Here is a 24,795-nt window from a genome sequence, read left to right as displayed (position 1 = left end):
ATCGGCGCGGCGACGGCGCGGCTGCTGGCCGGCCGGGGCTGCGCGGTGGCGATCAACTTCTCGAAAAGCCGCGAACCGGCGGAAGCCGTGCGCGCCGAATGCGAGGCGCTGGGCGGCGAGGCCTTCCTTGTCCAGGGCGATGTCGCCGACGATGCCGATTGCCGCCGCGTGGTCGACGAGACCGTGGCGCATTTCGGCCACCTGAATTACCTGGTCAACAACGCCGGCACGACCAAATTCGTCACCCACCGGAATCTCGCCGGGCTCAGCGCCGAGGATTTCCAGCGCGTCTATGCCGTCAACACGATCGGACCGTTCCAGATGGTGCGCGCCGCCGAGCCCTATCTGCGCGCCACCCGCGGCGCGGTGGTCAACGTCTCTTCCGTTGCCGGCGTCTACGGCACCGGGTCGTCCATCGCCTATGTCGCCTCCAAGGCGGCGCTGAACGGAATGACGCTCAGCCTTGCCCGCGTGCTGGGGCCGGAAGTGCGCATCAACGCGGTCTGCCCCGGCTTCGTCGAGGGCGAATGGCTGAAGCAGGGCATGGGCGAAGCGGCCTATGCGGCGGCGCAGGCGAACTGGCAGGCGCATGCGCCCCTGCAGACCACCAACCGGCCCGAGGATGTGGCCGAGAGCATCGTCTTCTTCCTGGTTTCGGCGCCGAACGTCACCGGCGAGACCCTGCTGGTCGACAGCGGCATGCGGCTGGCACAGCCGCGGCCGCAGCCGAAGCGGGTGTAGGACTCAGGTTTCGGCGGGCAGCAGCGGTTCGGGTTCCAGCACGCTGAGCGGCTGCGGGCCCGGCTGGCCCGGATCGAGGCCGGTATCGAGGCGGATATCGGCGATCACCGGCAGATGATCGGAAACCAGCCGCGCCTCGCGGTCGGTCCAGTAGCGCACCAGCGCGCTGGCCGGACGGACATAGATGCGGTCCAGCATGAGCAGCGGCCAGCGTGCCGGAAAGGTGCGCAGCTTGGTGCGGCCGGGCAGCACGGCGGCAAGGCCGCGGCGCACCGTGCCGAACACGAACCAGTCGTTGAAATCCCCCAGCATGACACTGGTGCGGCGCGTCGTGCCGGCCATTGCCGCCAGGATCGCCGCCTGTTCGCGCCGCTCGTGCCAGTTCAGCCCGAGATGCACGGAGGCGATGTCCAGCGGGCCGTACGGCGTGGCGACCGTGCCCTCGATCGCGCAGCGCGCCTCGCGCCGCGACACCGAGATGTCGTGGATCGCCACTTCGCCGAGCGGCCAGCGGCTGATCAGCGCATGGCCGTAATAGCCGTCCGGCGCCACGATGGTCCGGGCTTCCGCGGCATGGCTGCCCAGCGCCTGGGCAAGGAAGGTGAAAGGCGATTCGCCGCGGCCGCGGGAATCGATTTCCTGCAGCGCCACGATGTCGGGATCGTGCTTCTGCACCAACGCAACGACACGACCGAGATCGTAGCGGCCATCGGGACCGACGCCGGCATGCAGGTTCCAGGTCAGCATCCGGACCGCAGGCAACGCCGTACTCACGCCTCGGCCTTGCGGAAGCGGGTCATTGCCGTCTGCAGCAGGAAGGAGAGGCCGAACCACGCGATCATGATGGCAACGAAGATCGCCACGTCGAGGAAGGTCGGGTCGCGCAGCACATTCATGATGCGGCCGCCCAGCGCCGACATGGCGAGAATGCCCGGGGCGAGGCCCAGAAACGTGCCGATGGTGTAGTCGAGTACGCGGATCTTGGTCGCGCCGGCAATCATGTTGACCAGGGTGAACGGCGCCGTCGGCATCAGCCGCAGCATGGTGACGGCGAGGATGCCGTTATCCTTCACCCGCGACGCGACGCGGTTCATGCGCGGACCCATATAGCGCCGCAGCATGCGGGCGCCGAGCTTGCGGCCCGCCGTATAGGTCACCATGGCGCTGACCATGGAACCGAGCGTGGCGAACAGCAGCCCCTGCCAGGTGCCGAAGGCGGCTGCCGTTGCTGCGATCAGCAGGGTGATGGGAAACACCACCAGGCTGGCCGCCGCGTAGATGCCGATGACGATGGGCAATGCCCAGGGCGAGGCCGCCGCCTGGCCGAAGAGGTTGGCGATATTCTCGGTCGAGGCCCATTCCGACAGCGGCGTGTAGCGCCAGGACAGCACCAGCGCCACCACCACGAGGATGACGAGTCCGATCTTGATCAGACCGGCGAGCCGGCTCTCGCGCGGCGGATCGGCTTTGGGATCGTGCAAGAGTTCCTCCACGGAGATGGGCCCGTCCGGATCGGCCACCAGGCCGAGCTGGGTGAACAGTTCGCTTTGCAGGGCGGAATCGTCGATCGGCACCAGGCGGCGCTCACGTCCGGCGAGGGCGTCGAGCGCGGCGAACAGGGAACCGTCATGCTGCTGCAGCGCAGCCGCCATCTCTTCGGGGCTGGCGCCGCAATGCTCGGCCAGCAGGCGGTTGCGCGTCGCCGCGACACCCGCGCGCTGCTCTTCGCTTTCGGCCGCCAGCACCAGGTCGCATTCGGTGTCGAGGCCGAAGGAGCGGTTGCACAGATTGGCCGAACCGATCCGCAGCAGGCGGTCGTCGGTGATCACCAGCTTGGAATGGATCTTGATGTCGGTGGCGTCATCGGGCGGTCCGATCACCGGCGCCAGCAGCCGCACGCGGTCGGCCAGGCCGGCCTCCTGCAGATGCCGCATGAAGCGGATGCGCCCGGCCAGCATGCTCTGCTGCTCGATCCAGGACTGGTAGACGCGCGGCGCGACGATCACCACTTCCAGCCCGGGCCGCTCGCGCAGGCGCCGGGCCAGCTTCTCGGCCACGGTCAGGCAGGTGACATACTGGTTCTCGATGTAGAGGCTGCGTTCGGCCCGCTCGATCTGGTCGTGAAACAGTTTCTCGATCTCGCGGATCTCCGGCTCGGCGCCGTAGGAGGGGTGCGTGCGGGCGACGCCGACCGGGACATCGCGGAATTCGGGCGCGACGCTTTCGGGCCAGCAATCGGCCTCCGCCCGGATCGGCTGCAGCGTCTCATACGTCACGCGCCGCCAGCGTTCGCGGGCCAGATCGCCCAGCGCCCGCGCGGCATCGCCGTCCACCATCATCTGCACATCATGGAACGGCTGGTAGGCCTCGCCGGCGGGATCGCAGCGCAGCGGGTTGTCCGGCGCATGGTCGCAGGTATCCCAGCGCTTGATCGTCAGGTCGAGGCCGCCGGCGAAGGCGACGCAGTCATCCACCACCACCACCTTCTGGTGATGCGAGGCGCCGATCGGCAGCATCTTGTCGAGACAGAGTTCGATCTGCGGCGGCGTCGTCCACTGCAGGGTCAGCGCCGGCATCTTCTCGCGCTCGAAGGAATACAGCGCGAAGTAGTCCCACAGCAGCAGCTTGACCGAGAGCTCGGGCCGGCGGGTGACCAGTTCGGTCAGGAAGGGGCCGAGATTGCGCGGCAGGTCGTCGCCGGTCTCGCCATCCGCGCCCACCAGCGGCGTGCGGCTGTCGATGTCCCAGCCGATGATGATGATCGAATGGCGCGCCTGGCGCAGTGTGTCGCGCAGCGCGCCGTAGTAGTTCGCCGCATCCACCAAGGTCGCGACACGGCCGGCCGTCTCGACGCGCCAGACGTTGCGGCCTGGCTCCAGCAGGGCATGCCCGCCGCCTTCCGCTGTCATCGACCTGTCCTCGATATCCAGACTCATGATCGCCGGTGATCCTCCGGACGCCGTTCTTCCGCCAACGGTGCATTAACACCGCAACGGCGGATTCGGCTGCAAAGCGGAGAATCCGGCGGCCGGAGAGAACGCTACGGCGACGCGGGGCGGCGCGGCCGTGACCGGAATGGTATTTTTTCGTGGCGCGCGGCGCCTAGCCGCGCAGAAGCTTCAGCAGCTGGTCGAGCCGGGCGTCGTCCAGACCGGCGATGCGCCGGCTCAGCTCGTTCGCCAGCAGGGTCGCCTTCGGGCTCAGCCCCGCCGTGTCGATGGTGACGCGCGGATGCGACAGCTTGGCCAGTTCGGCGAGGTCCTCGGCATCGTCCCAGATGATGTTGAGATAGCCGCAGATCCGCTGCAGCAGCAGCCAGGAGGGCCGGCCGCGATGGCCGTGTTCCAGCGCCGAGAGGTAGGCGGAGGAGACGCCGAGATCGGCGGCCATCTGCTTCAGGCTGATGCCGCGCGCCTGGCGCAGGCTGCGGATGCGGGCGCCGAAGGGAGTCATGCGGAGAAACCGGGCTTGCGGAAGGACGATTGTTCGCGCATGGCGGTCATTCTACTATCCGGCAGTGTCCAGGTGCCATTCCCGCTGCTGCCTCTTTCTGCTGGCTGTCCTGATGGCCATTGCCGGGCCGGCCGTCGCGCAGCCCGTCGTCACCGTGTTCCGGCTGGCGCCGCCCTATGTGATGCAGCAGGCCGATGGCCGCCTGACCGGACTGGAATACGAACTGGTCATGGCCGCGGCCGAGGCGGGCGGCCTGCCGCTGCGCGCCGAGATCGCGCCGTTCGGCCGGCTGCCGGAGGATTTCCGCCGCGGCATCAGCCAGGCCTTCGTGCCGGCCAATGCGGACATGCAGCTGCCCGGCTGCCTGAGCGAGACCCTGCTGGCCTACCGCAATACCGCGTTCAGCCTGCGCCAGCGGCGGCTGGCCATTGCGTCGACCGCCGACCTCCACACGCTGGAGGTCGTGGCCTTCCAGAATGCCTCCGACGTGCTGGGGCCCGAGGTGGCCACGCTCCGCGCGGTCAATCCGCGCTACCGCGAGATCGCCAACCAGATGCTGCAGGTCCGCGCGCTGCTCAGCGGCCGCACCGACGTCATCATCGGCGACCGCCGCATCGTCCGGCACCTGATGCGCCTGCCGGAAACCGGCTTCGATCCCGCCCCGGAGGTTGTCGAGCACCCGCTTTTCGCGGCGACGCATTACGGCGTCGCCTTCCGCGAGCGCGCGCATTGCACCGCCTTCAACGCGGGCCTGGCGCGGATCCGGCGCGACGGCCGCTTCGATGCGATCATGCGCCGCTGGGACGGCGAGGGCGTGCACTGATCAGGCCGCAAGGCCCGCCAGCGCCTGGCTCTGGATCTCCACCGCGCGCGGATAGCAGAGCTGCCGCCAGGCATCGCTCTCGGGATAGAAGGCGGCGCGGATCTGTTTCTTGATCTGCTGGCCAAGCGGCGAGAAGACGTCGCCGCGCAGATGCAGCCAGTTGTCGGCGATCACCGACAGCCGCACCTCTTCCGAGCTGAGCGTGCCGACTTCGATGTTGAGCGCCACCGTCACCGCCCGGGGGCAGAAGCGCACGATGCCCATGCGCAGGTTGCCCTCGATGATCGGCGAATCCGACTGGCCCAAAGCCGGCGAGGTCACCGCCTCGCCGAACCAGCGGCGCGCCAGTTCCAGATTCTCCGAACCCGGCGGATGGCGGCAGATCATCTCCGAATAGCCGAACGGCCCCAGCCCGGTATGGAAATCGATCACGCAGATCCGCTGCGCGGTCTGCAGATACTTGTCGCAGATCGCCTGGATGGTGCGATGCGACCAGCAGGGCCCGGTGCCGCCGTAGAAGATGCCGTCGGCGTGGCTGTGCTGGCCGCCGACGATGGCGGCCGTGGCCGCTTTCGCGCCGACGCGCTCGTAATAGGCGGCGATCTTCTGCCGGATGCCGGCGGCGACCGCGTCGTTCCACTGGTCCGGCAGCAGCCAGTCATGCACCTCCGCATAGGCCGGGTTGGCCGGCGGCGCGGCATGCTCGAAATCGATGAAGTTGCGGTTGATGTCGATATTGTCCTCGTTCACCCGCCGGCCCCAGGAAAAGCCGTAAGGATTGCTGGCATGGATCAGCAGCATGGCCGTGTCGGCCGGCAGCGTCGCGGCATGGCCGTCTTCCAGCCAGCCGACCTGGCAGCCGGAGCCGTAATAGCCCTCGATACCATGGGTGCCCGACACCGTGACCAGCACCGCCCTGGCATCCCGCGGCCCGATCCAGGCGATATCGGTGCACAGGGCCTCGCCCGCGATGCCCTTCAGCGGATGCGGCATGCTCTCCAGGCTCGCGCCGGCGGCCTTCGCCGCCTTGAGGAACCGGATCCGCGCGGTGGCGTAGTCGGGGGAGAAATGGGTGTGCATCTAGGTAATCCCTTACTTGTCGTGGCCGGGCTTGCCCCCGCCATTCACGTCTTTGTTGACCGAGGAAAAGGCTCGTGGATGCCCGGGTCAAGCCCGGGCACGACACTTCCTATTTCTCGGACTCTCTCTGCCGCCGCAGCAGCACGTAGAAGGCGCCCGTGCCGCCCATTTCCGGCCGCGCCGGCGTGACGCCAAGAATCTGTTCGCGCCAGGGGCCGCGCTTCAGGTATTCCGGCAGCCAGGCGCGCAGCACGCCGCGGCCCTGCGCGGCACCCTCGGCCGAGCGCGCGCCCTTGCCGGTGATCACCAGCAGGCAGCGCTTCTGCTGCGCGAGGCTGTCGCGGATCAGCTTCGACAGGGCGCGTTCGGCATTGGCGAGCGTCAGGCCATGCAGGTCGAGGCGGCCCTCGATGGGCAGCGCGCCGCGCTGGAAGCGCTGCTTCAGCCGCTTGTCCATCTGCAGCTCCGGCAGCTCGCCATGCCGTCCCGGCAGCAGCGGCCGCTTCTCCCTCGCATCCACTTTGGTATAGGCCGCCACGCTGGCCCCTTTGGGGCGGAAGACTTTCGGCAGCGGCGCCAGCGGCTGCGGCTTCACGTTGCCGCGCTTCAGCGGCTTCACGCTGCTGGCGACTTCCTGCCAGACCTCCTGATCGGGGACCAGCGGCGCGGGCTTTGCCTTAATCCGCCGCGTCGCCATCGCTGATCAGCACGATATGCAGCCGCCGCGGACCATGGGCGCCGAGCACCGGCACGCCCTCGATATCGGCCGTGCGCGAAGGGCCGGTCACCAGATTCACCGTGCGCGGCCAGTAGGTCACGTCGCCCAGCTTTTCGCGCAGCTTCTGGAAGGCGTCTTCCAGGGTGCCGGTGATCTGGCTTTCGCGCATCACCACTACATGATGGTCGGGCACGAAATGCAGGGTCGTCGGCGTGGTCGGCGAGGAATACAGCATCAGCGTGCCGGTTTCGGCGATGCCGGCAAAGGCCGGCGTCACGCTGACCAGATCCTCGCTGCGCCCCGGGCCGTAATCGACATCCAGCATCGGCCGCGATCCCCAGGGCAGGGACTGCAGCAGCGGGTCGGGCGCCACCTTCAGGCGGGGCGGCAGGTTATGTCTGGCGAGATAATCCGAAATCCTGCCCGGCACGTCCTCGGCGGCGGGCACGGAATCCACCGTCACGGTCAGCGCCTCGGCCTTGGCCGTGAACAGGGCGACCTGCTCGGCATGGGGAATCTGCGCCCGCTGCGGCACCAGATTGCGCGGATGCCGCGCGATCCGCTCTTCCACGGCGGCGGCGCGCGCGGGATCGGCCGCCTGCTCCTTCAGGCCGCCGCGCAGGGTGGCAAAGATGCGCTCACGGGAGTTCATCGCCGCATCTCCTTCTGCCGCTTGTACTGCGCCATGAAGGTGTCGCGCGACTGCGGCGCCGGCAGGTCGCGGCCGTCGGTCCAGCCCGATGCCAGCGGCAGTTTCGCAAACCGGCCGCCCTTCTTCTTCCCCATCATGTGCAGCGCCGCGACGGCGATGCGGCTGCCCAGCCGGTAGAGCCAGGGATTGCGCGCGGCGAAGGCCCAGGCCTCGACGCCCCAGCGCGGCCATGCCGGACCGATGCGCTTCTCATGCGCCTGCTCGCGCCACCAGCGCATGATGTCGGGCAGCGGAATCCGCATCGGGCAGACTTCCTCGCATTTGCCGCAGAAGGTGGAAGCGTTCGGCAGATGCCGCGCCGTCTCCAGCCCGATCATGTGCGGGTCCAGCGCGGCGCCGATCGGGCCGGGATAGACCCAGCCATAGGCATGGCCGCCGACCGAGTGATAGACCGGACAGTTGTTCATGCAGGCGCCGCAGCGGATGCAGCGCAGCAGCGGCTGCAGGGTCGTGCCGAGCATTTCGCTGCGGCCGTTGTCGAGCAGCACGACATGGAACTCTTCCGGCCCGTCGAGATCGGTGCTGCGCTTCGGACCGCAGGACAGGGTCGTGTAGACGCTCATCTCCTGTCCCGTCGCCGAACGGGCAAGGATGCGCAGGATCGTCGAGAGGTCTTCCATATTCGGAATCACCTTCTCGATGCTCGACACCACGATATGCATCTTCGGCAGCGACTGCGTCAGGTCGCCGTTGCCCTCGTTGGTGACGATCACGGTGGCGCCGGTCTCGGCGATCAGGAAATTCGCGCCGGTGATGCCGACATCGGCCTGGAAATAGCGGTCGCGCAGCACCTGGCGGGCTTCGGTGACCAGCACCTGCGGCTCGGTGGAGCGCGGCCCGGCCTTCTCGCCCGGCCTGTTCGGCAGCTCGTAATCGGGGTGATGCTGCTCGAACAGATCGGCGATCTGCTCGCGCGTCTTGTGCAGCGCCGGGCCGATGATGTGGCTCGGCGGCTCATGGGCAAGCTGGATGATGTATTCGCCGAGATCCGTCTCGACCGGCTGGATGCCCTGTTCCTCGAGGAAGGCGTTCAGCCCGATCTCCTCGGTGACCATGGACTTGCCCTTGGTGACCGTCCGCGCATTGCGCGAGCGGCACAGCGCCAGGATCGTCTCGCGCGCCTCGCGCGGCGTGCGGCACCAGTGGACATGCCCGCCGCGCGCCTTCACCTGCGCCTCGAACTTCTCGAGATAGAGGTCGATATGCGCCAGCACGTGGTTCTTGATCTTCACGCCCTCGTCGCGCAACGCCTCGAATTCCGGCAGCTCGCGGGCGCTTTCCACCCGGCGGCTGGCCATGGCGCCGCCGATGATGCCCATCGCCTTGCGCAGGTTGGGATCGCGCAGGGCTCTGGACGCGTTGGTCTCGAAATGCTGGGCGGTGACCTGCATGCTCATGTCAGGCCTCCCCGCCGTCTGATTCCCCGATGGGCGGCACGTCGGTCATGCCGGCCAGCACTTCGGCCACATGGCGCGCCTTCACATTGCTGCCCTCGCGCTGCAGGCGGCCGGCCATGTTGAGCAGGCAGCCCATGTCGCCGGCCAGCAGCAGATCGGCGCCGGTCTCCCTGATGTCTTCCGTCTTGCGCGAGACGATGTCGGTCGAGACCTCGCCGTACTTGACGCAGAAGGTGCCGCCGAAGCCGCAGCAGGTCTCCGGCGTCTTCATTTCCACCAGCTCGACGCCGCCGACGCTCTCCAGCAGCTTGCGCGGCTGCTGCTTCACGCCGAGCTCGCGCAGGCCCGAGCAGGAATCGTGGTAGGTCACCTTCGCGTTCAGGGCCGGCGCGCAGACCGCATCCACCTTCAGCACGTCGACGAGAAAGCTGGTCAGCTCCCAGGTGCGGCTGCTCAGGTCCTCGGCGCGGGCCTTCCAGTCGGGCTCGGCGGCGAACAGCGCCGGGTAATGGTCCCGGATCATGCCGGCGCAGGAGCCGCTGGGCGCCACGACATAGTCATAGCCGCGGAAGGCGTCGATCACCTGGCGGGCGATGGCGGTGGTGTCCCGGCGGTCGCCGGAATTGTAGGCCGGCTGGCCGCAGCAGACCTGCGCCTCCGGCACCTCGACCAGGCAGCCGGCGTCTTCCATCAGCTTGATCGCGGCGAAGCCGACGCTGGGCCGGAACAGATCGACCAGACAGGTGACGAACAGCGCAACGCGCGGTTTCCGCCCGCCGGCACGCGGGTCTTCCCCGGCAGCGGGCCGGTTTGCCGGTTCGGTCATGGGGCTGGCCTCCCTGGACTGCACGCTAATCCTGATACGTACCACTATGGCGCAAAAGCCGCGCCCGGCGAAGGCGTGCGGCCCTGCAGCGGCAAATTTCCGCAGGCGGAGGGCCGCGAGGGACTGTTGCCGCCGGTGGGCGGACGGTGACCGTTAACGCCGGTGACATCGCCTGCCGGTCACGCCCTCCTCACACCGCCCCGGCATTCCGCGCCGTTTAATCGCGCCCGACAGGCCGGCGGCAGTTGCGTCCGCCGGCGCATCTCGGGGTTCTGCCATGAATGCCTTTACAAGCGAAGCACCCAGACTTCGCCCCGGCGCCACGCTGCAATTCCTCGACGGCGCGGGCATGCTGTTCCTGACGGGCAGCCAGCAGCTCTTCTCGCTCAACACCACGGCGGCCTTCATCTGGTGCCTGCTGGAAGACGGCCTGAAACCGGCCGAGATCGCCGCCAGGCTGAACAGCACCTTCGGCCTCGGCCGCGCCGATGCCGAGGCCTGCATCGAGCAGGTGATGCAGCAATGGAGCGAACTCGGCCTGCTCGACGATGCCGGCCTGAGCCTCGGCGCCGCCTCGGCGCCGGCCACCTATGCCCTGCTGGGCACCCGCTTCCGCCTGCAGACCACCATTCCCGACGTGTTGGAACAGCTGACGCCGCTGCTGGCGCCGCTGCAGGCCGCGCCGGAGGGCGATGCGCTGATGCTGCAGCTGGTCGCCACGCCGGCCGGCTACGAATTGCGGCTGGCCGACCGGGTGATCGAAACCTGCGACCTGCGCCGCCAGGTCGTGCCGATGGTCAAGACCGGCCTGATCGAGCTGGCGCTGGAGCTGAGCCGCGATTTCTGCGCCATCCATGCGGCCGGCGTGAGCATCAGCGGCCGCGCCCTGCTGATGCCGGCGGAATCCGGCTCGGGCAAGAGCACGCTGAGCGCGGCGCTCGTCGCCGCCGGTTATCCGCTGTTCGGCGACGATACCGTGGTGCTGGCGCGCGACACGCTGGAGGCGCGGCCGGCGCCTTTCTCCATCTGCCTGAAATCCGGCGCCTGGAGCCTGCTGCGCGACCGCTTCGCGCAGATGGACCGCCTGCCGGTGCATCACCGCCTCGACGGCAAGCTGGTGCGCTATCTGACGCCCGATCCGGCCTGCTGGCTCGCCGACGACTGCCGCCAGCCGGTAGCCTGGCTGGTTTTCCCCTGCCGCGAGCCGGGCCGGCGCGCCGAACTCACGCCGCTGCCGCGGCCGGAGGCGCTGACCCGCCTGCTGATGCAGTGCCTGCCGCTGGATGGCGGCCTCGATCCGGACAAGGTGACGCGGCTGGTCGACTGGATGCGCCGGGTCGACTGTTACGAGCTGCATTTCGACGCGCTGGACGAAGCGGTGGCATGCCTGGGCAGCCTCGGCCGGCCATGATTGCCCGCCGGCGCGCCCTGCGGCATCTCACCGACGCCCTGCGGCCGCAGGCCGGCGGCGCGGAGGCTGCCGCGCGGCGGCGCAGCGGCGAAATCGACTGGGTGGCGCTGCTGGCGCTGGCCAACGACCATCTGGTGGCGCCGGCGCTTCACGTCTCGCTGCGCGATGCGATCCGGCTCGGCGACCTGCCCGAGGACGTGCGCGCCTATCTCGCCTTCCTGCATGGCGAGAATGCCGTGCGCAATGTCTGCCTGCGCAACCAGGCGATCGAACTGGCGCGGGCGCTGAACGGCGCCGGCATCCGGCCGATGCTGCTGAAGGGCGGGCTGGCGCTGTTCGCCGATCTGCCGGGGACCGACTGGGCCGGCGATCCCGGCCTGCGCATGATGCGCGATCTCGATTTCCAGATTCCGCGCGAGCAGGCCGATGCCGCCTTCGCCGTGCTGCAGCAGCTCGGCTACGCGGCGATTGCGCGCTATCCCGACGGCCACCATGCCTGCGGCGATTTCGCCCGTGCCGGCGATCCCGGCGCGGTGGACCTGCATTTCGAGCTGATCGACGCCGCCTATCTGCTGCCGGCTGCCGGCCTGCGCCAGCGCGCCAGCCTGCTGCAGGTTGACGGCGCGGAATTCCTGGTGCCGGCGCCGACCGACCTGCTGCTGCATGTGCTGCTGCATGCGCAGATCCATTATACCGGCCAGTTCTATCATGGCCGCATCGAGCTGCGGCAGCTGCTCGATTACGCGCTGATCGCGCGCCGTTTCGACGCCGAGATCGACTGGGATTTCATCGCGCGGCATCTGCGGCGGCACCGGCTCGCGCTGCCGCTGCAGGCCTATGCGCTGGCGGCGGAAAAACTGCTCGGCCTGCCATCGCGCCTGCCGCTGCGGCGCCCGGTCACTGCCCGGCTGCATTACGAGCTCTGCCTGCTTCGGATCGCCTGGCCGCGGCTGGATGCGCTGCTGCGGCCGGCGGGCAATCTCTGCGCCGCCTTCGCCCGCTACCGCATGGACGGCCTGTACGGGCGCCGTTCGCCGCTGCTGCTGCGCCGCCTGCGCCATGCGCTGCGCTTCCTGCGCAAGAGCGATCCCGGCGCCACCCTGCAGCGCCTCTTCAAGGCCGGCTGACCCTTCTTCCCTACAAAAAATGAAGGCCGGAAGGTGGATGCCTTCCGGCCCGCATCGATGCCGTGACGGCGGTCAGCTGTGACCGCGGCCGCGGCCGCGACCACGACCGCCGCTATGGCCGCCGCTGAAGCCGCCGCTGTGGCCCCGGCCGGATTTGCCCTTGTGGCCCTGGCCGCCGCCGCCCCAGCCGCCGCCACCACCGCCACCGCCGCCCGAAGACGCGGTGGCATAGCTGCTGCGGGTCTGCGACAGGATCAGGCTGACCGCCGGCGGTGTGGCAATGGCGAACTTGCCGCAGGTGGCGAGGAACCGGCGCCGGGCCTCGAGAGCGGCATCGGGCGCCTCTTTGTTGGAGTCCATTCGTTCATCTCCTGGAGAGAGGTGGAAGAATGGCCGCACGGCTGGCGTGCAACCGCCACCATCTTTCCATCGCCGGGCCTGTCGCGGCGGTGATCTCTTCCGGTCCGCGGATCCGGAAACCGCTGTGACCCTGGCCTCGTCCGGCCACAGGGAATGCGCGGCAGGAATGGATTTATCCGGGCCTGGTCTGCTCGCCCGGCAGGGTCGTGTCGCCCGGCCCGAGCGGGCGCTGCATGAACACGGAATCGACCCAGCGGCCATGCTTGAAACCGACCGAGGGCAGCGTGCCGACGACGCGGAAGCCGAGCGCCGCATGCAGGCCGATCGATCCCATGTTGCCGGTATCGCCGATCACCGCCACCATCTGCCGGTAGCCCAGCGCCGCCATGCGCGCGATCAGGTCGCTGAGCAGCGCACGGCCGATGCCGCGGCGCGGCGCATCGGGCGCGACATAGATCGAATCCTCCGCCGTGTAGCGGTAGCCGATGCGCGGACGGTAGGGCCCGGCATAGGCATAGCCGACCACGCGGCCGTCCAGTTCGGCGGTGAGGTAGGGCAGGCCGCGATCCAGCAGCTCGGCGCGGCGGCGGCGCATCTCCTCCTCGGTCGGCGGCACTTCCTCGAAACTGCCCAGCCCGTGCAGCACGTGATGGGCGTAGATCGCGGTGATGGCGGGCATGTCGTCGTCGCGCGACGGGCGGATGATCAGGGCAGGCTGGGAGGACATGGGACTCTGCAGGCTGGTCTTTTCGCGACAGTATGGCATGGCGGCGCCGGCCGCCATAGCGGGTTTGCAGCCGTCAGGAGCTCGCGGTCAGCGCCGCCGCCACCGGCTTCGGCAGCAGCAGCCAGTAGCGGCCGGGATGCTTCATGCGGCCGGCGATCGCCTCGGCCTCGGCGCCATGGCCCCAGAAGACGTCGCCGCGCACCGCGCCGCGGATCGCGCCGCCGGTATCCTGCATCACCATCAGCCGCCGCAGCGGCTTCTCGCCATGGGGCGGCTGCGGATCGGGATGCGTGGCGGCCAGCCAGAGCGGCATGCCGAGCGCGAAATGGCTGCGATCGACCGCGAGACTGCGGCCGGGCAGCAGCGCCACGCCCTGGGCGCCGAGCGGCCCGTCGCTGTCATCCTTCGGCGGCGGCAGCTCGCGGAAGAAGACGTAGGAAGGATTCTGCTTCAGCAGTTCCGGCGCGGCGGACGGATTGGCGCGCAGCCAGGCGCGGATGCTCTGCATGGTGACATCCTCGCGCGGCAGCAGGCCCCGTTCGATCATCACCTTGCCGAGCGCCACGTAAGGGTGGCCGTTCTGCGCCGCGAAGCCGACGCGCTTCAGCCTGCCGTCGGGCAGCTGCACCAGGCCCGAGCCCTGCACCTGCAGGAAGAAGGCGTCGGAGGCATCGTCGAGCCAGACCAGTTCGAGGTTCTTGCCCTGCAGCGCGCCGGCCTCGATGGCGCCGCGATCCTCGTAGGGCCGCAGGCGGCCGTCGCGCACCCGGCCGGCAATGCGCTGGCCCCTCAGGCTGTCGCGGAATTCGCCCAGATCCACCTGCACCAGATCCGGCGGCTGGCGGTAGAGCGGCACCTGGTAGGGGCCTTCGCGCCGGACATGGCCGCGCACCAGCGGCTCGTAATAGCCGGTGAAGAGACCCTCCGCCTTGCCCTCGCCGAGCACCGCGACGGGCGCCATCTCGCTCTCGATCAGGCGGCGCAGGCCGGCCTCGTCGCCGGGCTGCAGCGCGGTCAGGCCGGTGCAGAAAGCCTTCCAGTCGGCGGGCGTGCCGTAGCGCGACTGGCTGTCCAGCGGCTGGTCGGCGCGGCGCGCCTGCAGCCGGGCGCAGGAGCGGGCGAGCGCCGGCAGGGCTTCGGAAATGCGGTCCTGGCTGTAGCCGGGCAGGTCGGAAAAGCGGCTCTGCTGGAAGGCGATCGGCGGCTTTTCGGCGCAGCCGGCGAGAAAGAGGAATCCTGCGGCGGCAGCGAGAAGCGGTCGCAGCACGAAGGCTCCGTCAGTTCGGGGCGGAGGTGGCGATCAGCGTCCAGTTCGGATCGCGCGAGCCGGCATCGCGGGCGAAGGTCCAGATATCGGTGACCTGCTCGACGGTGTTGGCATGGCCGGCGATGACATGGCCCTGGGCATCCTTGGTCACGCTGATCAGTTCGCTTTCGAACTTCACCGTCACCTCGATGATGCGGCCGTTGACCTGGGCGTCGACGATCTCGGCCGAGCGCAGGCCGACGAAGGTCGTCTCCATCGTCTCGCCGCGCTTGATCCGGTCGTCGATGACGCCGGAGAAATCGGCGAAGACCTCGCGCGACAGCAGCGGACGCAGGGTGTCCTTGTCGCCGGCGGCAAACGCGGTGACGATCATCTCGTAGGCGGCCTTGGCGCCGCCCATGAATTCGGCGGCATCGAAGCTGGGATCGGCGGCGCGGATGCGGGCGACCTTCTCGTCGCCGGGCTGCACCGCGGCCTCGCTGTCGCGCCGCGGCAGCGTGATCACATTGTCCCGTTCGTCAGGATTTTTGTCGGCGTCGGGTTCGGGACCGCCGAAGGGCGGGCGGCGACGCTGCTGGTGGCCGGTGCGCTGGCCCAGCACGGCGCGCAGACGCAGGGCGATGAAGCCGGCGATGGCGCCGAGCAGCAGGATATCGAGGAACTGAAAACCGCCTTCACCCATGCTGAAAAGCCGTAACCTCTGCTGATTTCCGCCCGTTCCGCGTGGCATACCGGCCTGATCGTCCCGGCCGCGACTGACAGGCAGCTTAGACCCTGGGGCGCTGGCGGTCCAGCCGCGCCCCCGGAATCCGGGCGGCGGCCGTTTTTACGCCGATCCTTCAAGAGATAGGCGCGCGGTTCCGCTTTGCAAGCTGACGGCGGCGCAGCAGACCCGCCGGGCGCCAGATTGTTGTGAACGGGCGCCAAAGCATGCTAGGGACGGGCCGCCCCGATCCATTCTGCGTTCCCATTTCCACTGCGTGTACTGCCACGCCGAACAGCGAGAGACCGCCGGTCATGACCGATACTGCCATTCCGCCCCAGGGTAATCCGCAGCAGGGTAATCCGCAGCAGGGCAACGCCGATACCGCGCCGCGCTTCGGCCTTAACGCCCAGTACACCAAGGATCTTTCCTTCGAGCATCCGATGGCGCCGCGCACCTTCGGCATGAACGGCGCGCCGCAGATCTCGGTCAATGTCGGCACCCAGGCGGAACGGGTGAACGACACCATGTTCGAGGTGACCCTGCGCATCCTCTGCGAGGCCAAGCATGGCGAGGAGACCGCCTTCGTGGTCGATCTCTACTATGCCGGCCTGTTCACCGTCGCCAACATCCCGCAGGAGCATGTCGAACCGCTGCTGCTGGTCGAGGCGCCGCGTCTGCTCTTCCCCTTTGCGCGGCGTATCGTCGCAGATGCCACGCGCGACGGCGGCATGCCGCCGCTGATGCTCGATCCGATCGACTTCCTGCAGCAGTACCAGCGCAGCAAGCAGCTGGAAGCGCAGCAGAACCAGAATATCGCCTGATGCGCCATGCCGGGGCCTGCCGACGCGCCGCTTGACGCTCCCGGCCTCGGAGACGCGGATCTGCCGCCGGCACTGGCGGCGGCGATCCGGCGCTCGACGCATCCGCGCCTGCTCGGCACCGCCTTCCTGGCGCAGTGCTCGCCGCGCATCCGGCGCTTCTGGGATTACTGGAACGCCCGGCGCGGCGGGCGCGCCATGCCCTCGCGCCGCGACATCGATCCGACCGAGATTCCCGATCTGCTGCCCTATATCGTGCTGACCGACGTGCTGGCGGAGCCGCCCTTCCTGCGCTACCGCCTGGTCGGCACCAAACAGGTGGCGGTGCGCGGCCGCGACCCGACCGGCCAGCCGGTGCGCGGCAATTACATCGGCCACCATCTCGGCGACACCGAGGATGAGGTGCTGCTGAACTACCGCATCGTCATCGAGGGCCGCATCGCCGTCTACGACGCCAATCCCATCCTCGGTCCGCAGGACGCGGGCAGCAGCCTGCTGCAGCGGCCGGTGCGCGAACGCGGCACGCTGCTGCTGCCGCTGTCGTCCGACGGCGAGAACGTCGACGTCGTCTTCTGCTGCGCCGATATCGAAACGCCGGCCTGATCCGCGCGGTCAGTCCTGCGTCGCCACGGCCCGGCGCTGCGGCTGCAGCGCCGCCAGCAGGGCCGTCAGCACCACCGGCTTGGCGACCACGTCGTCGAAGCCGGCCTCGCTGTAGCGCACCTTCGCTTCCGGCACCACATCGGCGGTGAGCGCCAGCACGCGCAGATGCCGGCCATGGGGCAGGCGGCGCAGCCGCCGCAGCGTCTCGAACCCGTCCATGTCCGGCATGTGGATGTCGAGCAGCGCCGCGTCGAAGGGCTGCTGCTCGATCCATCCGAGCGCTTCCGCGCCGCTGGTGGCGAAGGTGAGCGCATGCCCGAAGGGCTGCAGCAGCACCTCGAGAACGCGCCGGTTCACCCGGTTGTCGTCCACCGCCAGGATGCGCAGCCGGTCGCCCGCCGCGACGGGCCGCGACGGTGGCGGCGCCTCGGGCAGATCGTCTTCCAGGGCCAGTTCCTGCGGCAGCTCGAACCAGAAGACCGAGCCGACATTCTTTTCGCTGCGGCAGCCGATGCGGCCGCCGAGCAGCTCGCAGAGCCGCTTGCAGATCGCCAGGCCGAGACCGGTGCCGCCGAAGCGGCGCGCCGTCGAGGCGTCTTCCTGCGAAAAGCGTTCGAAGAGATGCGGCATCGCCTCGGGCGACACGCCGATGCCGGTATCCTCGATCTCGAAGCGCACCGCGGCGCGCCCGTCGGGCAGGGTGGCGGGCGCGACCCAGACCAGGACATGGCCCGAGGCGGTGAATTTCACCGCATTGCCGATCAGGTTCATCAGGATCTGGCGCAGGCGCATATGGTCGGTTTCGATCACCGCCGGCGTGTCCGGCGCGATCTCGATGCGGAAGGCCAGTTTCTTCTGCTCGCAGGCCGGCACGAAGAGCGCCTCGACCGCCTCCAGCATCGCGGCGAGCCGCACCGTCACCGGCTCGATCTTCAGCTTGCCCGCCTCCATGCGGGAGAAATCGAGGATGTCGTTGATGACGCCGAGCAGGCTTTCGGAGGAATCGCGGATGATGCTCAGGTAATCGCGCGCATTGTCGTCGAGCGGCAGCCGTTCCATCGCCTGCGCCATGCCCAGCACGCCGTTCATGGGCGTGCGGATTTCATGGCTCATGGTGGCGAGGAAGTCGCCCTTCACCGCGGCGGCGCGCTCGGCCCGCGCCGTCTGCTCCAGCAGTTCCTCGTTGAGTTCGGCCAGCGCCTCGGCCTCGCGCTCGCGCAGGGCCAGGAAGCGGTAGGCGACGAGACCGATGCCGGTGCCGAGAACGACGATGGCGGCCGAGATCGCGCTGATGATGGTCGCCAGACTGCGCCAGTTGGCCAGCGCGTCTTCCAGCGCGCGCGAGGCGGTAATGACCAGCTGGCCGTCGAAGGCCGGACGCAGGGCGACGATCCGCTCGCCGCCGGTGAAGGGGTTCACGTAGATGCCGCTGTGGCGCCGGTAGCCGCTCGCGGCGAAGGGCTGCAGGGCGGCATCCCAGGGAAACGTCGCGCCGATCAGATCGTCGCGCCAGGGCGAGCGGGCGATCAGCGTGAAGGCGCGGTCGAGCAGCGCCACATAGTCGCCTTCGGACGTCGTGGCGGCGAAGCTCGCGGCATAGGCATAGGGATCGAGCACGCTGCTGACGATGTATTCCAGCCGGCCCTCCGCGTCGCGGACCGCGATCGACATGGCGTACTGCCAGCGCTGGTCCACCAGGTTGCGCGAGATGTCGCCGAAGAAGAAGGTGCTGTCGCTGCTGTTCAGATGGGCGGCGACGTTGGGCCGGTCGCGCAGCGAAATCCGCGGCGCCGGGAAGGTGCGCGAGGAATGCCGCAGGATGCCGGCCGCATCGGTGACCGCCAGCGCGCGGACATAGGCGAGGGATTGCTGCGCCTGTTTCAGTTCCGCATGGATCGCGCGGTCGTCGCCGGCGAGCAGTTGCACCTGCAGCGCCAGCTGTTCGAGCTTGAAGCGGATCGCCTGCAGCGAGTTGTCGACATCCTGCGCCTTGACCTGGGCCTGATGCGTCAGGTCGGCGGCCTGGCTGCGGATCGCCTCGTCGCGCAGATTGGTGTGGACATGCCAGTTCAGCCCGGCGAGCAGGAAAATGATGAGCGCGAAGAGCGCGGCGCTCAGCCGTAACGTATGCCGCATGCTTGTCCCGGACCCCTGCATGCCGATGACCGGCATGCCGGGCAGACTATCACCCGTTTGCCGCGGCTGGCCGGCGGGATTCGCCATGGTTACCGGATTTCAATCAGCGGCTTCCGCGACCTGGCGCAGCCAGAGGGGGTCCTTCAGCTTGGCGAGGAACTGGGCGTGGGCGGCCAGTTCGGCTTCGGTCGGCGCATGGGGCCGCGGCGGCCGCGCCGGGCCGCGCACCTGCGGCAGGGCGATCAGCGCCTGGCCGTCGCCGTCGGCGCCGGTCAGCCCCAGACCCTGCTGGCGGCCGCCGACCAGTTCGAGATAGACCTCGGCGAGCAGCTCGGCGTCGAGCAGCGCGCCGTGCTTGATGCGCGCCGAGAGATCGATGTTGAAGCGCTTGCAGAGCGCGTCCAGGCTGACCTGGGCGCCGGGGAACTTGCCGCGCGCCAGCCGCACCGTGTCGATCGCCCGTTCCATGGCGATATGCGGCATGCCGTCCAGCCGCGCCAGCTCGGCATTGAGGAAGCCGATATCGAAGCTGGCATTGTGGATCACCAGCGGATCCTCGCCGATGAACTCGCAGAAATCCTTCGCGATGGCGGCGAAGACCGGCTTGTCCTTCAGGAACTCGTCCGACAGGCCGTGCACCTTGAAGGCCTCTTCCGGCATCGGCCGTTCGGGATTGATGTAGACGTGGAAATGCTTTCCGGTCGGGATGTGGTTGATCAGCTCGATGCAGCCGATTTCCACGACGCGGTCGCCATCGCGCGGATCGAGGCCGGTGGTCTCGGTATCCAGCACCACTTCACGCATCGCCGCTCTTCCCCTTCGCCAGTTCGCCGAGCTGCGCCGCGATGCGACGCACCTGTTCCTCTGTTTGCGCCAGCGGGATTCCGGTGTCCACGACAAAATCCGCCCGGCGGCGCTTTTCCGCATCCGGCACCTGCCGGGCCAGGATGGCGGCGAATTTCTCCTCCGTCATGCCCGGCCGGGCCAGCACGCGGGCGCGCTGCATCTCGGCCGGCGCGCTGACCACGATCACCTTGTCGACCCGGTTCTCGCCGCCGCCCTCGAACAGCAGCGGGATGTCGAGGATGACGAAGGGCGCGCCGCGGCGCTCGGCCTCGGCGAGAAAATCCTGCCGCATCTGCCCGACCAGCGGATGCACGATGGCCTCCAGGCGGCGGATCTCCTCGGGTTTTCCCAGCACCAGGCGGGACAGCACGGTGCGGTCCACCGCATCATCGATCACCGCTTCGGGGAAGGCGGCGCGCAGCCGCTCCACCGCGGCGCCGCCCTTCTCGTAAAGCCGGTGCACGCTGGCATCGGCATCGAAAAGCGGTACGCCCAGCGCGGTGAACATGCCGCCCACGGTGGACTTGCCCATGCCGATCGATCCGGTCAGCGCGACTTTCAGCATGGCAGGACCGTGATGTCGTAATCCGCCAGCAGCCGGTCCCGGGTTACCAGGATCAGGTTCTCGACCTTTGCCTGGGCGACCAGCATCCGGTCGAAGGGATCGCGGTGGAGCGGCGGCAGTTCCCGGTATGCGGCAATATGCGTCCGGTTCATCGCCACGGCTTTCATCTCCAGGCGCTCCATCTGCTCGTCGAGGTCGGCTGGTATCCGGATTTTCCCCTGCCCGGTCTTGATGGCCAGCTCCCACAGGGAAACGTCGCTGACGAAGAGTTCATTCTCGGGATCGGCAAGGGCATCGAGAATGTCCGGCTTCAGCGTTTCCGCGAGGCTCCAGACCAGGACATTGGTGTCGAGGAGAAATCTCACCGCCCGCCCTCCGGGATAATCGGGCTGGCATGGAAGTCCTGCTCGATTTCCGCATCGGCCTGGTCGTAGTCCGGCGCGAACCAGACCTTGCCTTTCCAGGCGCCGAACTGGCGCCGCTTCGGCTTTTCCCCGGCCGGACCGACGGCCACCAGCCGCACCTCGGGCGTGCCGGCGCGGGCAATGATGACCTCCTCGCCGCGCTTCACCGCTTCGATCAGCCGGGAGAGGCTGGTTTTCGCCTCATGGATATTTACCTGAATGGCCAATGGCTTATACTTGGCTAAGCTAACTTCCGGCGTTTAGCTTAGTCTGGTTAGCTAACCGCGTCAATCGGCCAGCACGGCGGCGCGTAGCTCGGGCCCGACCTCGGGCGCCCGGCCGAACCAGGCCTCGAAGCCGGGCCGGCCCTGATGCAGCAGCATGCCGAGCCCGTCCACCACCGGATTGCCCCGCGCCCGCGCCCGCGCCAGCAGGTCGGTCTCCAGAGGGGTATAGACGATGTCGCTGACCAGCGCCGTCGCGGGCAGGTCGTCCAGCGCGATCTCCAGCGGCGGCTGGCCCTGCATGCCCAGCGAGGTGGTGTTGACCAGCAGGCCGGCGCCGCCCAGGGCGGCCGCGCGCTCGTCCCAGGCCACCGCCTGCAGCCGGGGGCCGAATTCGGCCGCCAGGGCCTCGGCCTTCTCGCGGGAGCGGTTGATCACCCGGATCTGCGGCGCGCCTTCGTCCAGCAGGGCAACGATCACGCCCCGGGCCGCGCCGCCGGCACCGAGCAGGGCGACCGGGCCGGCCGCGGCCGTCCAGCCCGCCGGCGCATCGGCCTTCAGGCTCTCGATGAAGCCGAAGGCATCGGTGTTGCTGCCCCACAGGCTGCCGTCTTCGCGCACCACGATGGTGTTCGCCGCCCCGATGCGTCGGGCCACGCTGTCGATCTCCGCGAGGAAGGGCAGCACCGCCACCTTGTGCGGCAGGGTCACGTTGATGCCGCGGAAGCCGGGCTCCTTCGGCAGCGCGGCCATGAAGCGGGCGAGATCTTCCGGCGGCACCGGCAGACGGTCGTAGCGGCCGGCAATGCCGTATTGGCGCAGCCAGAAGCCGTGCAGCTTCGGCGAGCGCGAATGCGCCACCGGCCAGCCGATCACGCCGGCGCGCGGAATGATGATGTCGCCGCTCACGGTATGCTCGTCATTGGCGCAGCACCCGGTTCTCGCGCAGGATGTCGAGCAGGGGCAGCAGGGGCAGCCCGAGGATGGTGAAGAAATCGCCCTGGATGCGGCTGAACAGCTGCACGCCGAGACCTTCCAGACGGTAGCAGCCGACGCTGCCGAGCACCGCGTCGCCGGCCTGCGCCAGATAGGCGTCGAGGAAGCCGTCGCTGAAGTCGCGCATGGTCATCTTCGCCACGTCGACATGGCGCCAGATGATGCTGCCGCCGCGCGCCAGCACCACGGCGGAGGTCAGGTCATGCGTCTTGCCGCGCAGGGCCTGCAACTGCCGGCGCGCCTGCGCCATGTCGGCCGGCTTGTCGTACCAGATGCCGTCACAGACCAGCATCTGGTCGGCGGCGATGATGAAGCTCTCGCCATCGTCGGTGCGCGCGGCGCGCTGGGCCTTCAGCTCGGCCAGCGCTTCCGCCGCCTGCCGCGCCGAAGCCCTTTCGGCCTTCAGCGACAGCCGGATTTCCTGTTCGTCGATGCGCGCCGGGCGGATGTCGAATTCCAGCCCGGCGCGGCGCAGCAGGGCCGCGCGCGACGCGCTGGCCGAGGCAAGCACGAGAGTCATCGTTTCGGATCCTGCTGGCGGCGCTGCTCTTCGCGGCGCGCATGGAGATTGAGAATGGCGGCCGCGGTCTCCTCGATGGAGCGCCGGGTCACATCGATCATCGGCCAGTTATGCTTGGCGCAGAGCTTGCGCGCCATGGCGAGTTCCTCGCGGACATGGTCCTCGTCGATATACGAGGTCTCGCCCTGGTTCATCGAGACCAGCCGGGTGCGGCGGATCGCCACCAGCCGGTCCAGCGAGGTCGTCAGCCCGACCACCAGCGGCTGCTTCAGGGTTTCCAGCTCGGCGGGAATGCTCAGGCCCGGCACGATCGGCACGTTGGCGGTCTTGAAGCCGCGATTGGCCAGATACATCGAGGTTGGCGTCTTGGAGGTACGCGACACGCCGACCAGCACGATATCGGCCTTCTCGAGATCCCCGAGATGCTGCCCGTCGTCATGGGCGATGGTGAAATGCATCGCGTCGATGCGGTGGAAATATTCCGCGTCCAGTTCGTGCTGGCGGCCGGGCAGGTTCTGCGCCTTCTCGCCGAGATACTTGCCGAAGGCATGGATGACCGGATCGAGCACCGGCACCACCGGCAGCCGGGCGCTGGCGCAGCCCTTGATCAGGATCTCGCGCAGCTGCTGGTCGACCACGGTGAACAGCACCAGCCCGCCCATGGCGGCGATCGCCTCGACCACGCGTTCCATCTGCAGCGGCTTGCGCACCAGCGCCCAGGTATGGACCTCGACCTCCTCCTGGGATTTCTGGAACTGCACCAGCGCCGCCTTGGCGACCGATTTCAGGGTCTCGCCGGTCGCATCGGAGACCAGATGGATATGCGGCCGGACTGTTTTCGGCGGGGCGGAAGGCAAGTCGAATCCCGTGGATAAGGTGCGTAAGCCGGGGTTTCGCCCGGAGGCCGTCATTTTCATGCCCGCAAGCCGGTTTTCATGCAACCGACCTGTCAGAAGGGGACAGTTTTTTCTTTTCACCCTGTGGAAAGCGGGGACATGACACGAGGCTGACATAAAGCGGTCACCATCCCCGTTATCCCCGTCTTTCCGCCGCTGTGAATAAGCCGGTCCGTGGCCCCGAACCGGCCACAGGCGGAAGTTATCCGCCACTTGTCCCGCCGGCGCCCCGCCGCGCCCGGCCGCCGGCGGCGGGAGGGATAAGATTCGGGAGAGCCGGCCGATGGAATCTTATCCCCGTTAAACACGCCGCTACTGCCCCCACATCTCTTTTAATATTTAAATATGATAGAAAAGGATAAGTCCGGCGCCGCGTTCTGCGGGGCCTGCACCCCGTCCATCCACCCGCCAGCAGGCCAAGCCGTGTCCCCGTCCAGCGCCCAGACCCAAAGCCCCCAGACCCCGACCAAGCCTTTCCTGCGCACCCTGGCCGGCCTGCCCTCGAAGCGGCCGCCGCTCTGGATGATGCGCCAGGCCGGGCGCTACCTGCCGGAATACCGCGAGACGCGGGCGAAGGCCGGCAGCTTCCTCGATCTCTGCTACAATCCGGAACTGGCCACGGAAGTCACCCTGCAGCCGATACGGCGCTTCGGCTTCGATGCCGCCATCCTGTTCGCCGACATCCTGCTCATCCCCCAGGCGCTGGGCCAGAACCTGGCTTTCCGCGAGAACGAGGGTCCCGTGCTGGATGCGATCCGCGGCAATGCCGAACTGACCCGGCTGGACCCGCGCGGCATCCACCAGCGGCTGGCGCCGGTCTATGAGGCGGTCGGCCGGATCCGGGCCGCGCTGCCCGAGGACTGTGCCCTGATCGGCTTCGCCGGCGCGCCCTGGACGGTGGCGACCTACATGCTGGAGGGCCGCGGCTCGAGCGACCATGCGGCGGCCAAGACCTGGGCCTTCGGCAACCCGCTCGGCCTGCAGACGCTGATGGACATCCTGATCGAGGCGACCGGCGCCTATCTGGAACGCCAGGTCGAGGCCGGCGCCGAAGTCGTGCAGATCTTCGACACCTGGGCCGGCGTGCTGCCCGAGGCCGAGTTCCGCCGCTTCTGCATCGAGCCGGTGCGCCGGATCATCGCCCGGCTGAAGGAGAAATATCCGCAGCTGCCGGTGATCGCCTTCCCGCGCGGCGCCGGCGCCATGTATGACGGCTATGCCCAGGCCACCGGCGCCGATGCCATCGGCCTCGACTACACGGTGCCCTTGGGCTGGGCGCGCGACCATCTGTGGCCCCGCAGCGTGGTGCAGGGCAATCTCGACCCGCGACTGCTGGTGGTCGGCGGCCTGGCGCTGGCGGAAGCGGTGAACCGCCTGCTGCGCACGTTTCCCGAGCGCAATTTCATCTTCAACCTCGGCCACGGCATCGTGCCGGAAAC

At 68.6% G+C, this 24,795-nt stretch carries 27 protein-coding genes; 7 read left to right on the top strand and 20 right to left on the bottom strand.

Going from position 1 to position 24,795, the window contains the following annotated elements; all coding sequences use genetic code 11:
- Positions 1–741 (top strand): SDR family oxidoreductase (locus VKZ87_RS03835; RefSeq protein WP_324219927.1); only part of this gene is annotated, 741 nt, incomplete at its 5' end.
- A gap of 3 nt (positions 742–744) precedes the next feature.
- Here VKZ87_RS03835 and VKZ87_RS03830 read toward each other — a convergent pair.
- From VKZ87_RS03830 to VKZ87_RS03820, 3 genes are all read right to left on the bottom strand, one after another.
- Positions 745–1,488, bottom strand: coding sequence for an endonuclease/exonuclease/phosphatase family protein (locus VKZ87_RS03830; protein WP_324219926.1), 744 nt, complete (start codon positions 1,486–1,488; stop codon positions 745–747).
- Positions 1,489–1,511: 23 nt separating this feature from the next.
- Positions 1,512–3,677, bottom strand: coding sequence for a VTT domain-containing protein (locus tag VKZ87_RS03825; RefSeq protein ID WP_324219925.1), 2,166 nt, complete (start codon positions 3,675–3,677; stop codon positions 1,512–1,514).
- A 166-nt stretch (positions 3,678–3,843) separates the two neighbouring features.
- A complete protein-coding gene (locus tag VKZ87_RS03820; protein WP_324219924.1) occupies positions 3,844–4,194 on the bottom strand; it encodes a helix-turn-helix domain-containing protein in 351 nt (116 codons plus the stop codon).
- A gap of 112 nt (positions 4,195–4,306) precedes the next feature.
- Between VKZ87_RS03820 and VKZ87_RS03815 the strand changes: the two genes are divergently transcribed.
- Positions 4,307–5,017, top strand: coding sequence for a transporter substrate-binding domain-containing protein (locus VKZ87_RS03815; protein ID WP_324219923.1), 711 nt, complete (start codon positions 4,307–4,309; stop codon positions 5,015–5,017).
- On the opposite strand, the gene VKZ87_RS03810 is transcribed toward VKZ87_RS03815, so the two are convergent.
- The 5 genes from VKZ87_RS03810 to VKZ87_RS03790 form a co-directional block, all read right to left on the bottom strand.
- Positions 5,018–6,097 carry a M14 family metallopeptidase gene (locus tag VKZ87_RS03810; protein ID WP_324219922.1) on the bottom strand — a complete coding sequence of 360 codons (1,080 nt, stop codon included), beginning with the start codon at positions 6,095–6,097 and terminating at the stop codon, positions 5,018–5,020.
- Between the two features lie 109 nt (positions 6,098–6,206).
- Positions 6,207–6,794 (bottom strand): Smr/MutS family protein, encoded by a 588-nt coding sequence (locus VKZ87_RS03805; RefSeq protein ID WP_324219921.1) that lies wholly within the window; start codon positions 6,792–6,794, stop codon positions 6,207–6,209.
- Complete coding sequence (locus tag VKZ87_RS03800) at positions 6,775–7,467, bottom strand: LutC/YkgG family protein (protein WP_324219920.1); 693 nt, start codon at positions 7,465–7,467, stop codon at positions 6,775–6,777. Before VKZ87_RS03800 ends, VKZ87_RS03805 begins: the two co-directional genes overlap by 20 nt.
- A complete protein-coding gene (locus VKZ87_RS03795; RefSeq protein ID WP_414655619.1) occupies positions 7,464–8,924 on the bottom strand; it encodes a LutB/LldF family L-lactate oxidation iron-sulfur protein in 1,461 nt (486 codons plus the stop codon). The genes VKZ87_RS03800 and VKZ87_RS03795 overlap by 4 nt, the downstream gene beginning before the upstream one ends.
- A gap of 1 nt (position 8,925) precedes the next feature.
- The gene (locus VKZ87_RS03790) at positions 8,926–9,750 is read right to left on the bottom strand and encodes a (Fe-S)-binding protein (RefSeq protein WP_324219919.1); all 825 of its coding nucleotides are present in this window, start codon (positions 9,748–9,750) and stop codon (positions 8,926–8,928) included.
- A gap of 277 nt (positions 9,751–10,027) precedes the next feature.
- Here VKZ87_RS03790 and VKZ87_RS03785 point away from each other — a divergent pair, with 277 nt between their 5' ends.
- Positions 10,028–11,161, top strand: a complete 1,134-nt coding sequence (locus tag VKZ87_RS03785) for a PqqD family peptide modification chaperone (protein WP_324219918.1) — start codon at positions 10,028–10,030, stop codon at positions 11,159–11,161.
- Entirely contained in the window at positions 11,134–12,288 is a 1,155-nt protein-coding gene (locus VKZ87_RS03780) for a nucleotidyltransferase family protein (RefSeq protein ID WP_324219917.1), read from the top strand. Before VKZ87_RS03785 ends, VKZ87_RS03780 begins: the two co-directional genes overlap by 28 nt.
- Before the next feature lie 72 nt (positions 12,289–12,360).
- On the opposite strand, the gene VKZ87_RS03775 is transcribed toward VKZ87_RS03780, so the two are convergent.
- The 4 genes from VKZ87_RS03775 to VKZ87_RS03760 form a co-directional block, all read right to left on the bottom strand.
- Positions 12,361–12,648 (bottom strand): hypothetical protein, encoded by a 288-nt coding sequence (locus VKZ87_RS03775; protein ID WP_324219916.1) that lies wholly within the window; start codon positions 12,646–12,648, stop codon positions 12,361–12,363.
- 172 nt (positions 12,649–12,820) lie between these two features.
- The gene (locus VKZ87_RS03770; RefSeq protein ID WP_324219915.1) at positions 12,821–13,375 is read right to left on the bottom strand and encodes a GNAT family N-acetyltransferase; all 555 of its coding nucleotides are present in this window, start codon (positions 13,373–13,375) and stop codon (positions 12,821–12,823) included.
- 73 nt (positions 13,376–13,448) lie between these two features.
- Positions 13,449–14,642, bottom strand: a complete 1,194-nt coding sequence (locus tag VKZ87_RS03765; RefSeq protein ID WP_324219914.1) for a murein transglycosylase A — start codon at positions 14,640–14,642, stop codon at positions 13,449–13,451.
- Between the two features lie 10 nt (positions 14,643–14,652).
- Entirely contained in the window at positions 14,653–15,324 is a 672-nt protein-coding gene (locus VKZ87_RS03760) for a Tim44/TimA family putative adaptor protein (RefSeq protein WP_324219913.1), read from the bottom strand.
- 335 nt (positions 15,325–15,659) lie between these two features.
- On the opposite strand from VKZ87_RS03760, the gene secB reads away from it, so the two are divergent.
- The gene (gene secB / locus VKZ87_RS03755) at positions 15,660–16,169 is read left to right on the top strand and encodes a protein-export chaperone SecB (protein ID WP_324219912.1); all 510 of its coding nucleotides are present in this window, start codon (positions 15,660–15,662) and stop codon (positions 16,167–16,169) included.
- A gap of 6 nt (positions 16,170–16,175) precedes the next feature.
- Entirely contained in the window at positions 16,176–16,769 is a 594-nt protein-coding gene (locus VKZ87_RS03750) for a PAS domain-containing protein (RefSeq protein ID WP_324219911.1), read from the top strand.
- Between the two features lie 9 nt (positions 16,770–16,778).
- On the opposite strand, the gene VKZ87_RS03745 is transcribed toward VKZ87_RS03750, so the two are convergent.
- The 8 genes from VKZ87_RS03745 to VKZ87_RS03710 form a co-directional block, all read right to left on the bottom strand.
- Positions 16,779–18,905, bottom strand: a complete 2,127-nt coding sequence (locus VKZ87_RS03745) for a hybrid sensor histidine kinase/response regulator (protein ID WP_324219910.1) — start codon at positions 18,903–18,905, stop codon at positions 16,779–16,781.
- Positions 18,906–19,004: 99 nt separating this feature from the next.
- Positions 19,005–19,709, bottom strand: a complete 705-nt coding sequence (gene dnaQ, locus VKZ87_RS03740; protein ID WP_324219909.1) for a DNA polymerase III subunit epsilon — start codon at positions 19,707–19,709, stop codon at positions 19,005–19,007.
- Positions 19,702–20,316: a dephospho-CoA kinase gene (gene coaE / locus VKZ87_RS03735; protein ID WP_324219908.1), complete on the bottom strand. Its 615-nt coding sequence runs from the start codon at positions 20,314–20,316 to the stop codon at positions 19,702–19,704. The genes dnaQ and coaE overlap by 8 nt, the downstream gene beginning before the upstream one ends.
- Positions 20,310–20,681 carry a type II toxin-antitoxin system VapC family toxin gene (locus VKZ87_RS03730; protein ID WP_324219907.1) on the bottom strand — a complete coding sequence of 124 codons (372 nt, stop codon included), beginning with the start codon at positions 20,679–20,681 and terminating at the stop codon, positions 20,310–20,312. The genes coaE and VKZ87_RS03730 overlap by 7 nt, the downstream gene beginning before the upstream one ends.
- The gene (locus tag VKZ87_RS03725) at positions 20,678–20,947 is read right to left on the bottom strand and encodes a type II toxin-antitoxin system prevent-host-death family antitoxin (protein WP_324219906.1); all 270 of its coding nucleotides are present in this window, start codon (positions 20,945–20,947) and stop codon (positions 20,678–20,680) included. The genes VKZ87_RS03730 and VKZ87_RS03725 overlap by 4 nt, the downstream gene beginning before the upstream one ends.
- A gap of 60 nt (positions 20,948–21,007) precedes the next feature.
- Positions 21,008–21,853, bottom strand: a complete 846-nt coding sequence (locus tag VKZ87_RS03720) for a shikimate dehydrogenase (RefSeq protein ID WP_324219905.1) — start codon at positions 21,851–21,853, stop codon at positions 21,008–21,010.
- A gap of 10 nt (positions 21,854–21,863) precedes the next feature.
- Complete coding sequence (locus VKZ87_RS03715) at positions 21,864–22,460, bottom strand: Maf family protein (protein ID WP_324219904.1); 597 nt, start codon at positions 22,458–22,460, stop codon at positions 21,864–21,866.
- Positions 22,457–23,317 (bottom strand): pyruvate, water dikinase regulatory protein, encoded by an 861-nt coding sequence (locus VKZ87_RS03710; protein ID WP_324219903.1) that lies wholly within the window; start codon positions 23,315–23,317, stop codon positions 22,457–22,459. The genes VKZ87_RS03715 and VKZ87_RS03710 overlap by 4 nt, the downstream gene beginning before the upstream one ends.
- A gap of 462 nt (positions 23,318–23,779) precedes the next feature.
- Between VKZ87_RS03710 and hemE the strand changes: the two genes are divergently transcribed.
- The coding region (gene hemE / locus VKZ87_RS03705; RefSeq protein WP_324219902.1) for a uroporphyrinogen decarboxylase at positions 23,780–24,795 on the top strand (1,016 nt) is incomplete at its 3' end.

Origin of the sequence: Ferrovibrio sp. (assembly GCF_035304305.1) — a bacterium.
GTDB lineage: Bacteria > Pseudomonadota > Alphaproteobacteria > Ferrovibrionales > Ferrovibrionaceae > Ferrovibrio.
This window is presented reverse-complemented; position numbering and strand designations above follow the sequence as displayed.